Source organism: Kitasatospora sp. NPDC008050, from assembly GCF_042957465.1.
Lineage (GTDB): Bacteria > Actinomycetota > Actinomycetes > Streptomycetales > Streptomycetaceae > Kitasatospora.
Window position 1 is genome coordinate 113,405 of sequence record NZ_JBIBIJ010000022.1, and the last position, 13,652, is coordinate 127,056.

The 13,652-nt window shown below is 73.7% G+C and carries 11 protein-coding genes; 3 read left to right on the forward strand and 8 right to left on the reverse strand.

The window, feature by feature from the left end:
* Positions 1-46 precede the first annotated feature (46 nt).
* The 4 genes from glpK to mmuM form a co-directional block, all read right to left on the reverse strand.
* Positions 47-1,582: a glycerol kinase GlpK gene (gene glpK / locus ACFZB9_RS32100; protein ID WP_391453070.1), complete on the reverse strand. Its 1,536-nt coding sequence runs from the start codon at positions 1,580-1,582 to the stop codon at positions 47-49.
* A 111-nt stretch (positions 1,583-1,693) separates the two neighbouring features.
* Complete coding sequence (locus ACFZB9_RS32105; RefSeq protein ID WP_391453071.1) at positions 1,694-2,431, reverse strand: MIP/aquaporin family protein; 738 nt, start codon at positions 2,429-2,431, stop codon at positions 1,694-1,696.
* Positions 2,432-2,831: 400 nt separating this feature from the next.
* Complete coding sequence (locus tag ACFZB9_RS32110; protein WP_391453073.1) at positions 2,832-3,596, reverse strand: IclR family transcriptional regulator; 765 nt, start codon at positions 3,594-3,596, stop codon at positions 2,832-2,834.
* Positions 3,597-3,810: 214 nt separating this feature from the next.
* Positions 3,811-4,797 (reverse strand): homocysteine S-methyltransferase, encoded by a 987-nt coding sequence (mmuM, locus tag ACFZB9_RS32115; RefSeq protein ID WP_391453075.1) that lies wholly within the window; start codon positions 4,795-4,797, stop codon positions 3,811-3,813.
* A 156-nt stretch (positions 4,798-4,953) separates the two neighbouring features.
* On the opposite strand from mmuM, the gene ACFZB9_RS32120 reads away from it, so the two are divergent.
* Positions 4,954-5,511 (forward strand): NUDIX domain-containing protein, encoded by a 558-nt coding sequence (locus ACFZB9_RS32120; RefSeq protein WP_391453076.1) that lies wholly within the window; start codon positions 4,954-4,956, stop codon positions 5,509-5,511.
* A gap of 10 nt (positions 5,512-5,521) precedes the next feature.
* Here the strand turns inward: ACFZB9_RS32120 and ACFZB9_RS32125 are convergent, their stop codons facing one another.
* Both ACFZB9_RS32125 and ACFZB9_RS32130 read right to left on the reverse strand, forming a co-directional pair.
* Positions 5,522-6,238: an ArsR/SmtB family transcription factor gene (locus ACFZB9_RS32125; protein ID WP_391453078.1), complete on the reverse strand. Its 717-nt coding sequence runs from the start codon at positions 6,236-6,238 to the stop codon at positions 5,522-5,524.
* Between the two features lie 63 nt (positions 6,239-6,301).
* The gene (locus tag ACFZB9_RS32130) at positions 6,302-6,943 is read right to left on the reverse strand and encodes a TIGR03085 family metal-binding protein (RefSeq protein ID WP_391453080.1); all 642 of its coding nucleotides are present in this window, start codon (positions 6,941-6,943) and stop codon (positions 6,302-6,304) included.
* 153 nt (positions 6,944-7,096) lie between these two features.
* Between ACFZB9_RS32130 and ACFZB9_RS32135 the strand changes: the two genes are divergently transcribed.
* Positions 7,097-8,323 (forward strand): M20 family metallopeptidase, encoded by a 1,227-nt coding sequence (locus ACFZB9_RS32135; RefSeq protein WP_391453082.1) that lies wholly within the window; start codon positions 7,097-7,099, stop codon positions 8,321-8,323.
* Between the two features lie 231 nt (positions 8,324-8,554).
* The gene (locus ACFZB9_RS32140; protein ID WP_391453084.1) at positions 8,555-10,693 is read left to right on the forward strand and encodes an acetoacetate--CoA ligase; all 2,139 of its coding nucleotides are present in this window, start codon (positions 8,555-8,557) and stop codon (positions 10,691-10,693) included.
* Positions 10,694-10,750: 57 nt separating this feature from the next.
* Here the strand turns inward: ACFZB9_RS32140 and ptsP are convergent, their stop codons facing one another.
* Together ptsP and ACFZB9_RS32150 are read right to left on the reverse strand one after the other, a co-directional pair.
* Positions 10,751-12,421, reverse strand: a complete 1,671-nt coding sequence (ptsP, locus tag ACFZB9_RS32145) for a phosphoenolpyruvate--protein phosphotransferase (RefSeq protein ID WP_391453085.1) — start codon at positions 12,419-12,421, stop codon at positions 10,751-10,753.
* A gap of 113 nt (positions 12,422-12,534) precedes the next feature.
* On the reverse strand, positions 12,535-12,984 hold the full coding sequence (locus ACFZB9_RS32150; RefSeq protein WP_391453086.1) for a PTS glucose transporter subunit IIA: 450 nt from the start codon (positions 12,982-12,984) through the stop codon (positions 12,535-12,537).
* Positions 12,985-13,652: the final 668 nt, after the last annotated feature.

Here is a 13,652-nt window from a genome sequence, read left to right on the forward strand (position 1 = left end):
AACGTAGCTGCCGGCCGGGGCGGCGCTGCCCCGGCCGGCGGTGTGCTCAGCTCTCCTGGTCGTCCTCTTCGACCCAGCCCATGGTGCGCTCCACGGCCTTGAGCCACTTCTTGTACTCGCGCTCCCGGGTCGCCTCGTCCATCCGCGGGGTCCACTCGGCGGCGCGGTGCCAGTTGGCCCGCAGGGTGTCGAGGTCGTTCCAGAAGCCGACGGCCAGGCCGGCCGCGTAGGCGGCGCCCAGTGCCGTGGTCTCGGCCACGAACGGGCGCTCGACCGGGGCGTTCAGCACGTCGGCGATGTTCTGCATCAGCAGGTTGTTGGAGGTCATGCCGCCATCGACCTTGAGGGCGGTCAGGGTGACCCCGGAGTCCTTCTCCATCGCGTCGACGACCTCGCGGGTCTGCCAGGCGGTGGCCTCCAGCACGGCGCGGGCCAGGTGACCCTTGGTCACGTACCGGGTCAGGCCGGCGATCACACCGCGGGCGTCGGAGCGCCAGTACGGGGCGAACAGGCCGGAGAAGGCCGGCACGAAGTAGGCGCCGCCGTTGTCCTCGACGGTGTTGGCCAGGGTCTCGATCTCGGCAGCGGTCGAGATGATGCCGAGCTGGTCGCGCAGCCACTGCACCAGCGAGCCGGTGACCGCGATCGAGCCCTCCAGGGCGTAGACCGGCTTCTGGTCGCCGATCCGGTAGCCGACCGTGGTCAGCAGGCCGTGGTACGAGTTGACGATCTTCTCGCCGGTGTTCAGCAGCAGGAAGGTGCCGGTGCCGTAGGTCGACTTGGCCTCGCCCTCGCTGAAGCAGGTCTGGCCGAACAGCGCGGCCTGCTGGTCACCGAGGGCGGAGGCGACCGGGACGCCCTCCAGGTCGCCGACCGCGTGGCCGTAGACCTCGGCGGAGGAGCGGATCTCGGGGAGCACGCTCATCGGCACGCCCATCGAGTCGGCGATCTTCTCGTCCCAGGCCAGCGTGGTCAGGTTCATCAGCATGGTGCGCGAGGCGTTGGTGACATCGGTGATGTGCTTGCCGCCGTTGACGCCACCGGTGAGGTTCCAGATGACCCAGGTGTCCATGGTGCCGAACAGGATGTCGCCGGCCTCGGCGCGCTCGCGCAGGCCCTCGACGTTGTCCAGCAGCCAGCGGATCTTCGGGCCGGCGAAGTAGCTGGCCAGCGGCAGGCCGGTCTCGCGGCGGAAGCGGTCCTGGCCCACGTTGCGGCCGAGCTCGCGGCAGAGCGCCTCGGTGCGGGTGTCCTGCCAGACCAGCGCGTTGTACACCGGCTCGCCGGTGTTCTTGTCCCACAGCACGGTGGTCTCGCGCTGGTTGGTGATGCCGATCGCGCGGATGTCGTCCCGGGTCAGGCCGGCCTTCTCCAGCGCGCCACGGACCACGGACTGCACCCGGGTCCAGATCTCGGCGGCGTCGTGCTCGACGTAGCCGGGCTGGGGGAAGATCTGGCGGTGCTCCTGCTGGTCGACGGCGACGATCCGGCCGTCGGCGCCGAAGATGATGCAGCGGCTGGAGGTGGTGCCCTGGTCGATCGCGGCGATGTAGTTCCCGGTCGACACGGTGTTGGCGGTCATGTGATGGGTCCTCGGCTCTGAGGTGGGGTGGGGGACTGGCAGGTTGTCTGGTCGGCGCTGCCCTGGCCGCGGTGCCCGGCCCAGGGACCGGGCACCGCGACTGGAGCAGGCCTAGAACAGGCCCTTGTACAGCAGACCGGAGAGCAGGCCACCGATGACCGGGCCGGCCACCGGGATCCACGCATAGCTCCAGTCCGAGCCGCCCTTGTTCGGGATCGGCAGCAGCGAGTGCACGATGCGCGGGCCGAGGTCGCGGACCGGGTTGATGGCGTAGCCGGTCGGGCCGCCGAGCGAGAGGCCGATACCGACCACGGTAAAGGCGGTGATCAGCACGCCCATCCCGGACACGCTGCCGTTGACGGTCAGGCCCTGAGTCAGGATCGCCATGCAGAGCACCATGGTGGCGATGATCTCGGTGAGCAGGTTCTGGATCGGGTTCCGGATCTCGGGCCCGGTCGAGAAGATGCCCAGCGTGGGCTCCTCGTTGGCCTGGAACTGGCCGAGGTAGGTCAGCCAGACGAGCACGGCGCCGATCATCGCGCCGAGCAGCTGGGAGCCGAGGTAGAGCGGCACGTGGCTCCAGTCGCCGCTCTTGACGGCGAGGGCCAGGGTGACCGCCGGGTTGAGGTGCGCACCCGACTTCGGGGCGACCATGTACGCCGCGATCATGACCGCGAAGCCCCAGCCGAAGGTAATGGCCAGCCAGCCGGCGTTCTGGGCCTTGGACTTCTTGAGCGTGACGGCGGCGCAGACGCCACCGCCGAGGAGTATCAGGGCGGCGGTGCCGAGCGTTTCGCCGACGAAGATGTCGCCGTTCGAGAAGGCGGACACAAAGACTCCTTTGTCCATATGGCCGGCGCCTGGTGGGTCGAGCCCGTGGCAGGCGGGTGGGGGAGAGCGCCACGGCGGGGGAGACCGTGACGGGCGGGCGTCCCGTCCCCGGGAGGCGGCCCTGCGGCGAGGCGACGACCGGTGCGTGGAGAACCGGGCTTGCCAGGCACTTCCGGCGGCCACCGTTCGACAATGTCGACCGCTATGCGGGAGTTTTCCCCCTGGTGGGCGGCTACGTCAAGGTGGGTGACCTGGCTGTGACCTGGCCCTCGTCGGCCCGGGCCCACACCGCGGCCGGGCGGGTCGCCAAACGGCCGGAAAACCGGACAGAACAGCGGAGGGTGGACAGGAATCCTGTCCACCCTCGGTAGCGCTGTGCTGGGGCCCGTTCCAGCAGGTCACAGGGCCGGACGACGAGTCAGAACCGCCCGGCGCCCAGGTCCCGGGAGATCGCCCGGGCGGCGTCGCGCACCGAGGCGACCAACTGCGGACGCACGAAGCCGTCCTCGCAGACCCGCTCGACCGCCCCGTTCACGCAGACCGCGCCGACCGGGTTGCGCCGCCGGTCCTGGATCAGCGCGCCGATCGAGGCCACCCCGGTCCAGGTCTCCTCGATCGCGTCCGCCCAGCCGCGCTCCCGGATCAGCGCGCACTCGGCGTCGATGTCGTCCAGCTCGGTGAGCGTGCGCGGGGTGTACGCCTCCAGCGGGCCCTCACCCAGCTCGCCCCGGGCCACCGGGTCGAAGGCGAGCAGCACCTTGCCCAGCGCGGTGCTGTGCAGCGGGTGCATCGAGCCGACCTCCAGCACCTGGCGGGTGTCGTCGGGGCGGAAGACGTGGTGCACGATCAGCACCCCGCGCTGGTGCAGCACGCCGAGGTAGACCGTCTCGCCGCTGGCCCGGGCCAGGTCGTCGGCCCAGACCAGGGCGCGGGCCCGCAGCTCGTGCACGTCCAGGTAGCTCTGGCCCAGGCGCAGCAGCTCGGCGCCCAGCTGGTACTTGCCGCTCTCCGGATCCTGCTCGACGAAGCCCTCCTGCTGCAGGGTGCGCAGGATGCCGTGCGCGGTGCCCTTGGCGAGGTCGAGCGAGGTGGCGACCTCGGACAGGCCCAGCCGGCGCTCGCCGCCGGCCAGCAGGCGCATGATCGCGGCGGCTCGGGAGAGCGACTGGATCGGGCCGGGCATGGGGGACCTCCACTGGCAAACTGGCTTGCGGTCGACAATGTCGTACGGTTCGTGGTCATGTCGACTGCGGGGGTATCGTCCCGAGTCTGCCAGGCGGACCCCTGGACGCGCACATCAGTGCACGGCAAACCACCTGATCGGATCGGGGCGCCACCGCTCCCGGGCGCCGCGACGCGCCCTTTCGACCCGTCAATTCCACGGCGCGGCGCCGCCGCTACCCGGACGGCCCATCGCCGTCGCCGGACCCGCCGGCCGCCTCCGATGCCGCCCGGTACCCCGTCAGCCGAGCCGCCAGCTCGGCGATCCGGTCCGGTCCCACCCGGCAGCAGCCGCCCACCAGGCGCGCCCCGTCCGCGACCCAGCCGGGCGCGTCCGCCGCCGGACCCCGCCCCGCGCCGTGCCAGCTCCGGTCGGCCGCCACCCAGCGCTCGCCGCTGTTCGGATAGGCCACCACCGGCTTGCCGGTCACCCGCGAGGCGAGCCGCACCGCCGCGCCGACCTCCTCGGGCGCGCAGCAGTTGACCCCGACCGCCACCACCTCCGCCACCTCGGCCGCCACCGCGAAGGCCCGCTCCAGCGACTGCCCCGCCCGGGTGCGGCCACCGGCCACCGTGTAGCTGAGCCAGGCCGGCACCCCCAGCCCGCGCACCGCCGCCAGCAGCGCCCGCGCCTCGTCCGCGTCCGGCACGGTCTCCAGCGCCAGCACGTCGGGGCCGGCCGCCGCCAGCGCGGCCAGCCGGGGCCGGTGGAACCGGGTCAGCTCCGCGACGCTCAGACCGTAACGGCCCCGGTACTCCGACCCGTCCGCCAGCACCGCGCCGTACGGCCCCACCGAAGCGGCCACCCAGCGCCGCCGCCCGCCCGGCGCGGGAGCGGCCGTCGCCGCGGCCTGCCGGGCCAGCGCCACGCTGGACGCCAGCAGCCGCTCCGCCGCCCGCCGCCCGATCCCGCGCCGGGCGAACCCCGCGAAGCTCGCCTGGTAGCCGGCCGTGATCACCACATCGGCGCCGGCCTCGTAGTACGCCCGGTGCGCCGCCACCAGTGCCTCGGGCGCGTCCACCAGCAGCCGCGCGGACCACAGCTCGTCCGACAGGTCGTGGCCGGCGTCGGCGAGCGCGTTCGACAGCCCGCCATCCAGCACCAGCGGCCCCGCCGCGAGCGCCCGCCCGAAGTCCTCCATCACCGCCTCCTCGGCCTCCATCTCGAACGGTAGACCCCCGCAGAACACCCACCGCGACCCCACCGCGGCCCCACTGCGACCCCACCGCGCCCCCAGCGACCCCACCGCCGCCCCACCTGCGCACCCACCGCCACCTCGGCCCGCCCCGGTTCGGCCGTTCGGACTACCATCCACCCCATGACCACTGATCAGGTTGCCCGGCCCGCCACCTTCGGCCCGTGGGCGCACTGCCACTGGTGCGGCACCGCCTACCCGGCCGGCACCACCGGCTGGCCGCGCACCTGCCCGGGCTGCGGCGAGATCAGCTACCGCAACCCGCTGCCGGTGGCCGTCACCCTGCTCCCGGTCAATCGCCCCGACGGCGGCCGGAGCCTGGTGGTGATCCGCCGCACCATCGAGCCCGGCTACGGCGAGCTGGCGCTGCCCGGTGGCTACGTCGACTACGGCGAGAGCTGGCAGCAGGCGGCGGTGCGCGAGCTGCGCGAGGAGACCGGCATCCACGCCGATGTCTCCGGTGTCACCCTGATCGCCACCACCTCGGACCCCGGTGGCAGCTTCATCGGCCTGTTCGCCCTGCTGCCCGCCCAGGACCTGGCCGATCTGCCGCCGTCCGTCCCCACCGAGGAGACCGAGGGCTGGCAGCTGATCGACGCGCCGACCGAGCTCGCCTTCCCCTTCCACACCAGGATCACCACCGCCTGGTTCGCGGGTGAGTACCCGCCGGTCGAGGGCTGAGCGCGCCTGCTCAGGCGGGCTCAGCCGTCACCCCGAGCCGCTCGCGCAGCACCTCGCGCCCGGCCGCCGTGACCGCCACCGCGCGGCTGCTGCCGATCCGGGTCACCCAGCCGGCCTCCAGCGCCCGGTGGCAGAGCGCCGCGCCGACGGCACCCGCCAGATGCGGGCGACGCTCGGTCCAGTCCAGGCAGGCCAGCACGGCCGGCCGCCGGCCGTCCGGCCGCACGGTGACACCCAGCTCGGCCAGCCAGGCATCGCCCTGACCGGTCAGCCGCAGGCCGCCGTGCTGGTCCAGCAGCCCGCGCTCGGACATCGCGTCGTAGATCGCCACGCCCACCGTGCCCGCCAGGTGGTCGTAGCAGGTCCGGCCCCGGGCCAGGGCGCTGCGCCGCCCGGCCGCCGACAGGGAGCGGGCCGCCGGCGGGACGGTCCCGGGCGGAGCCAGCGCGGCCAGCTGCTCGATCAGCTCGGCCACCTGCGGGTCGGCCAGCCGCACGTACCGGTGCCGCCCCTGCCGCTCCTCGGCCAGCAGCCGACCGCCCACCAGCAGGTTCAGGTGCTCGGTCGCGGTGGCGGCCGCCACCCCCGCGTGCCGGGCCAGCTCGCCCGCCGTCCAGGCCCGGCCGTCCAGCAGCGCCAGGCAGAACGCCGCCCGGGTGCCGTCGGCCAGCAGCCCGGCCACCGCCGCCAGTTCCGCCGCCCCGTCCGCCGTGTCACGTTTCGCCATGAGACCCATTCTCGGCCCGGGACCTTTCGGCCGGCGCCGAAACGACGGCGGGAGCCCGGCCGGTTACGCGGCGGGCAGCCCCACCGCGCGCCGCAGCCGCGCCACCTCGTCCGGCGGCCCGGTCACGGTGAGCTCGGTCCGTGCTCCGCGCCCGAAGGCGAAGAGCGCCAGCTCGGCCGGCTCCCCGGTGACCCGCACCGAACCGGGCCGCCGCTGACCGACCGTCAGATTCCTTCCGTCCGGCCGGCAGAGCAGCATCCGCACCGGTGTCCGCCGGCCCAGCTCGAACCGGGCCAACATCGGCAGCCGCCGCCACAGCAGCTCGGCGAGCGCCGGATCGACCGCCTGCGGCTGCCACTCGCCGGCCCGCCGCACGTCCTCGGCGTGCACGAAGTACTCCACGGCGTTCGCCGCCTCGTCGGCGCCCGGCAGTGCGAACAGCGACCCGCGCGGCGGCCCCGCCCGGAACCGCCCCACCAACTCGGCATACGGGCGCCGCGCGTAGCCCTCCTGCACCCGCCTGGTCCAGCCGGCGAACCACGGCAGCTGGATCCCCAGCGCCGCGTCCGGCCGCCCCTCGCGCAGCACCAGATGCGCGGCCAGGTCGCGGGTCAGCCAGCCGGCGCAGAGCGTGGGCCCCTCGGGCCCCGCCGCCGCCAGGAGTTCGGCCAACCGCTGCCGCTCGCCACGCGCGTGATTCGACATGGCGTCAGGGTAGCGGCGGCCCGGCGCCCTGGCGCATTTCGTGCACCGAACCCGGCCGAGAGTGATAGACCGTGCGAACCGCCCCCTCCGCCGCTCCCGCGGGCACCATGACCCCAGCCCTCCCGGCCGCACCCCCCACAAGAAGGAGGCACCATGCCCGTCGACCCCGCCGACCTGCGCGCGTCCGCCGCCCGGCTCCAGCCCGAGCTGACCGCCCTGCGCCGCGCCCTGCACCAGGAGCCCGAGATCGGCCTGGAGCTGCCGCTCACCCAGGCCAGGCTGCTCGCCGCGCTGGACGGCCTGCCGCTGGAGGTGACCCTGGGCCGACGGCTCAGCTCGGTCACCGCGGTGCTGCGCGGCGGCCGCCCGGGCCCGGTGGTGCTGCTGCGCGCCGACCTGGACGCGCTCCCGGTCCAGGAGGCCACCGACCTCCCGTACGCCTCCGAACTGCCCGGCGTGATGCACGCCTGCGGCCACGACCTGCACACCGCCGCCCTGGTCGGCGCCGTCCGGCTGCTGGCCGAGCGGCGGGCCGAACTGGCCGGCTCGGTGGTCTTCATGTTCCAGCCCGGTGAGGAGGGCGGCGGCGGCGCCGGGATCATGATCGCGGAGGGCGTGCTGACCGCCGCCGGCGAGCCACCGGTGGCCGCCTACGCGCTGCACGTGGCCGCCGCCGTGCTGCCACTGGGCCTGGTCGCCACCCGCCCGGGACCGATCATGGCCAGCTCGGACACCCTCACCATCACCGTGCGCGGGCGCGGCGGCCACGGCTCCAGCCCACACTTCGCGCTGGACCCGATCCCGGTCGCCTGCGAGGCGGTGCTGGCCCTGCAGACCATGGCCACCCGCCGCTTCGACCCCCAGGACCCGGTGGTGCTGACGGTCGGCAGCTTCCACGCGGGCACGGCCGAGAACGTGATCCCCGACCAGGCGGTGCTCGGCGCCACCATCCGCGCCTTCTCGCCCGAAGCCCGCGAGCGCGCCCTGACCGAGGCCGCCACGCTGGTGCGCGGCATCGCGGCGGCGCACGGCCTGACCGCCGAGGTCGAGCAGCACACGGGCTACCCGGTCACCGTCAACCACCCCGCCGAGACCGCCTTCGCCACCCGCACGGCCCGTCAGCTGCTCGGCCCGGAACGGTTCGTCGAGATGCCCCGCCCGGTCACCGGCTCCGAGGACTTCAGCATGGTCGCCGAGCGGATCCCCAGCGCCTACCTGCTGATCGGTGCCTGCCCGCCCGACCGCGACCCCGCAAAGGCCCCCTACAACCACGCACCGCAGGCCGCCTTCGACGACTCGGTGCTCGGCGACGCGGCGGCCCTGCTCGCGGCCCTCGCCATCGAGCGCCTCGACCAGCACGCCGCCGACCCGGCCGGCTAGTGCCGCCTCAGGCAACCTTCGCCCCGTCGCGCGGAAGTTGCCTGACGCGGCACTGATCACCGATCGAGCGGCCACGGATCGAGCGGCACGAAGCCGGCCGCCCGGCCTGCCCGTCCAGCGGCCGGCCGGCCGGCTTCACCGTGCGCGACGGCAGCTGCCGCTCCCGCACGCCGGGCGGGCAGGGCCGCACACAGAGCCCGCCACGTCGCCCCTGGCGCGGCGAACGATCACATGGCAGGGTCTGGACCGTCCGTACGCACGGGACGGGAGCCGCCACCAGCGCCACCCCCGCCCCCACCTTCCGGCCGGGAGACCACCACCGTGAGCACCCCATCCCAGGACCAGGCCACCGGCGCCGACGCGCCCGCCGACCAGCCGCTGTGGCGTCCCCGCCCCGAGGCGGCCGCGGCCACCCGCCTGGTCGCTTTCCAGGCCTGGGCCGCCGAGCACCACGGCGCCCCCGCCGCCCCGCTGGCCCCCGCCCCGGACGACGCCACCGCGGCCGCCCGCTACGCCGCACTGCACGCCTGGTCCACCGCCGACCTGGCGCGCTTCTGGACCGCGGTCACCGAGTACTTCGACGTCCGGTTCGGCACCGCGCCGCAGGCCGTGCTCGCCGACGCCACGATGCCAGGCACCCGCTGGTTCCCCGGCGCCACCCTCAACTACGCCGAGCACGCGCTGCGCTTCGGCGCCGACCCCGCGCACGCCGAGCTGCCCGCGATCCTGCACCTGGACGAGACCACCGCGGAGCCGATCGCGCTGAGCTGGGCCGAGCTGCGCCGCCAGGTCGGCTCGCTGGCCGCCGAGCTGCGCTCGCTCGGCGTGCGCCCCGGCGACCGGGTCGGCGCCTACCTGCCCAACATCCCGCAGGCCATCGTCGCGCTGCTCGCCACCGCTTCGATCGGCGCCATCTGGACCTCCTGCGCCCCCGACTTCGGCGCCCGCAGCGTGCTGGACCGCCTGCAGCAGATCGAGCCCGTGGTCCTCTTCGCGGTCGACGGCTACCACTACGGCGGCAAGAACCACGACCGCACCGGGGTGGTCGCCGAGCTGCGCCGCGAGCTGCCCACCGTGCGGGCCCTGGTGCACGTCCCGCTGCTCGGCTCCCCGGCCCCCGAGGGCGCCCTCGACTGGGCCGAGCTGACCGCCGCCGCCGTCGAACCGGTCTTCGAGCAGCTCCCCTTCGACCACCCGCTCTGGGTGCTCTACTCCTCCGGCACCACCGGCCTGCCCAAGGCCATCGTGCAGAGCCAGGGCGGCATCCTGGTCGAGCACCTCAAGCAGGCCGCCCTCCAGCTCGACCTCGGCCCGAAGGACCGTTTCCTCTGGTACACCTCCACCGGCTGGATGATGTGGAACTTCCTGGTCGCCGGCCTGCTGGTGGGCGCCACCGTGGTCACCTACGACGGGAGCCCGGGCCACCCCACCACCGGCGCCCTCTGGGAGGTGGCCGCCCGCACCCGCGCCACCGTGCTCGGCACCTCGGCCGCCTACGTGATCGCCAGCCGCAAGGCCGAGCTGCACCCCGGCCGCGACCTCGACCTCTCGGCCGTGCGCTGCATCGGCACCACCGGCTCCCCGCTGCCCCCCGACGGCTTCCGCTGGATCTACGACGAGGTCAAGGCGGACGTCTGGCTCGCCTCGGTCAGCGGCGGCACCGACGTCTGCAGCTGCTTCGTCGGCGGCGTCCCCACCCTGCCGGTCCACCTGGGCGAGATCCAGGCCCCCTGCCTGGGCGCGGCCGTCGAGTCCTGGGACGTCAACGGCAAGCCGCACACCGACGAGGTCGGCGAGCTGGTCGTCACCCAGCCGATCCCCTCGATGCCCACCGGCTTCTGGAACGACCCCGACGGCACCCGCTACCGGGACAGTTACTTCGAGATGTTCCCCGGCACCTGGCGGCACGGTGACTGGATCACCGTCACCTCGCGCGGCACCGTGATCATCCACGGCCGCTCCGACTCCACCCTCAACCGCCAGGGCGTGCGGATGGGCTCCTCGGACATCTACGAGGTGGTCGAGCGCCTCCCCGAGATCGCCGAGTCCCTGGTGATCGGTCTGGAGGAGGAGAACGGCGGCTACTGGATGCCGCTCTTCGTCGTCCTCGCCCCCGGCGCCGAGCTGAACGACGAGCTGCGCGGGCGGATCCGCACGGTGCTGCGCGAGCAGCTCTCCCCGCGCCACGTCCCCGACGAGGTCATCGCCGTCACCGGTCTGCCGCACACCCTCACCGGCAAGCGGATCGAGGTCCCGGTCAAGCGGCTGCTCGCCGGCACCCCGCTCGACCAGGCGGTCAACCCCGGCTCGGTCGACAACCTGGAGCACCTGCGCTTCTTCGAGCGCCTCGGCCGCGAGCGCCGGGCCTGAGCACGCGAGCGGGCCCCCGCCACAAGGCGGGGGCCCGCTACACGCACAGCTGTCGGCTCACTCGCCGGAGAGCACCTGCTGCGCGGCGATCCGCGCCTCCTCGGCGCTGTCGGCGGCGCGCGCCGCCTCCGCCGCCCGCTGGCACTGGGCCAGCGTGTAGGTCGCCAGCGAGGCCCGCACATACGGGATCGAGGCCGAGCCCATCGACAGGCTGGTCACCCCGAGCCCGGTCAGCACGCAGGCCAGCAGCGGGTCGGCGGCCGCCTCGCCACAGACGCCGCAGCTCCTGCCCGCGGCCTTGGCCGCGCCCGCGGCGGCCGCGATCAGGTCCAGCAGCGCCGGCTGCCACGGGTCCTGCAGCCGGGCCAGCGCGCCGACCTGACGGTCTGCCGCGAACGTGTACTGCGCGAGGTCGTTGGTGCCCAGCGAAAGGAACTCGACCTCCTCCAGGATGGCGCGGGCCCGCAGCGCGGCGGACGGGATCTCCACCATCGCCCCGTACTTCGCCTGCAGCCCGGCCTCGCGGCAGGCCTCGGCGAACGCCTTGGCGTCCGCCCGGTCGGCCACCATCGGGGCCATGACCTCCAGGTGCACCGGCAGGCCCTCGGCCGCCGCGGCCAGCGCACGCAGCTGGGTCCGCAGCACCTCCGGGTGCTCCAGCAGGGTGCGCAGACCCCGCACACCCAGCGCCGGGTTCGGCTCGTCGGCCGGGGTCAGGAACTCCAGCGGCTTGTCCGCGCCCGCGTCCAGCACGCGCACCACCACGCGGCCCTCCGGGAAGGCCTCCAGCACCTTGCGGTACGCCTCGACCTGGGCCTGCTCGCTCGGCGCCCGCTTCGAGTCGTCCAGGAAGAGGAACTCGGTGCGGAACAGCCCGACGCCCTCGGCGCCCGCCTCCAGCGCGGCGGCCACGTCGGCCGGACCGCCGACGTTCGCCAGCAGCGGCACCAGGTGCCCGTCCGAGGTCCGGCCCGGGCCGGACGAGGCGGACAGCGCGGCCTTGCGCTCGGCGGCCAGCCGGCGCAGCTCGTCCTGCTTCTCGGTGCTCGGGTCCAGCAGCACCTCACCGCTGCTGCCGTCCACCGCCACCACGACACCCTCGGCCACATCGGTGGCGTTCGGCAGCGCCACCACGGCCGGCACGCCCAGCGCGCGGGCCAGGATCGCCGAGTGGCTGGTCGGACCGCCCTCCTCGGTCACGAAGCCGAGCACCAGGGTCGGGTCCAGCAGCGCGGTGTCGGCCGGCGCCAGGTCCCGGGCGAACAGCACGTACGGCTCGTCGCTGTCCGGCACACCGGGCATCGGCACGCCCAGCAGCCGCGCCACGATCCGGTTGCGCACGTCGTCCAGGTCCGCCACCCGGCCCGCCAGGTACTCGCCGGCCGCGGCCAGCAGCGCCCGGTAGGCCGCGAACGCGTCGTAGACCGCCCGCTCGGCGCTGCTGCCCACGGTGATCCGGCGCTCCACGTCGGCGAGCAGCTCGGGGTCCTGCGCCATCAGCGCCTGGGCCTCCAGCACGGCTTGCGCCTCGCCGCCGGCCAGCGTGCCGCGCGCGATCAGGTCGGCGGCCACGGCGTCGACGGCCTGCTTGGCCCGGGCCCGCTCGCGCGGTGCGTCCTCGGTCGGGATCTGGTGGGCCGGGGGCTCCAGCACTGCGGTCCCCATGTGCCGCACCTGGCCGATGGCGACCCCGTGGCTGACACCCACGCCGCGCAGCGTCTTCTCCATGTGCTTCATTCCTTTCGCCCGCACTGCTGCCCCGTCCCACTCGAGCATGTGGGACGGGGCACTGTCCGGCGTTTCGTCGTCTCGGCGCCGGGAGTCTCGGTGCCGGGGCTGTCTCAGTTCCAGGTGAACAGGTCGCCGCCGGTGGCGACTTCACCGGTCTCGGCCACCGCGCTGAGCGCATCGGCCGTGGCCTCCAGCGCGACGATCGGGGAGATCGGCGACTTGCCGGCGGCCTCGACCGCGGCGGGGTTCCAGGAGATGACCGGCTGACCACGCTTGACCTGGTCACCCTTGTTGACCAGCAGCTCGAAGCCCTCACCGTTCAGCTGGACGGTGTCGATGCCGAGGTGGGTCAGCACGCCGTGCCCGTTCTCGTCCATCACCACGAACGCGTGCGGGTGCATGGAGACGACCAGGCCGTCCACCGGCGCGACCGCAGTGGTCGGCTCGCGCACCGGGTCGATGGCGGTCCCGGGGCCCACCATCGCACCGGCGAAGACGGGGTCGGGCACGTTGGCGAGTCCGATGGCGCGGCCGGTCAGCGGCGACGTCACAGTGGTCATGGTGTGGGCCTCCCAGGTGCGGAGTACAGGCGTGCGGCCGCGGGGGAGCGGCTGGGGCGTATGTCGACTGAAGCCTAAATCATGCCAACTTTGGACATGTCGTCACATAAGGGGCGGCAGGCCCGGCCGGTCACACGCGACACGCCGCGGTCACCCCGCTGCCGGTCGTCCACCGGATCCCGGGCCGGTCAGGCCCTTGCGCGACCCAAGTGGTCTAGTCCTCTTGGTCGACGCGCCGCACTCTACGGCATCCGGGTGAGCCGGACGATCGTTGCGGCGCGCCGACCGACGGGGTGCTGGCCCTTCCCCCGCGCGACGGTCACCATGCTCGATTAGGCGCACCAGCCGGAAGCGGCTATGGTTGGCCGAGTCGCCGCGAGGTGATGTGAATCCAGCGATACGGCTGAGTGAATGTCCGGTGAAATCGGCGCGAAACTCACGTGATACGCTGAGGACACGAAAGAACGAAGCGCCCGGAGAGCTTGCGAGAGCGGCTTGAAGGAAGTGTCCGTTCCTTGAGAACTCAACAGCGTGCCAAAAGTCAACGCCAGATATGTTGACATCCCCGGCCTCGATCTTCGGATCGGGGTTGGAGATTCCTTTTGAAGTAAAACACTAGCGAGGACGCAGTGCACGGGGCCACCCTATTCCGGTGGTTGTCGTGCCGC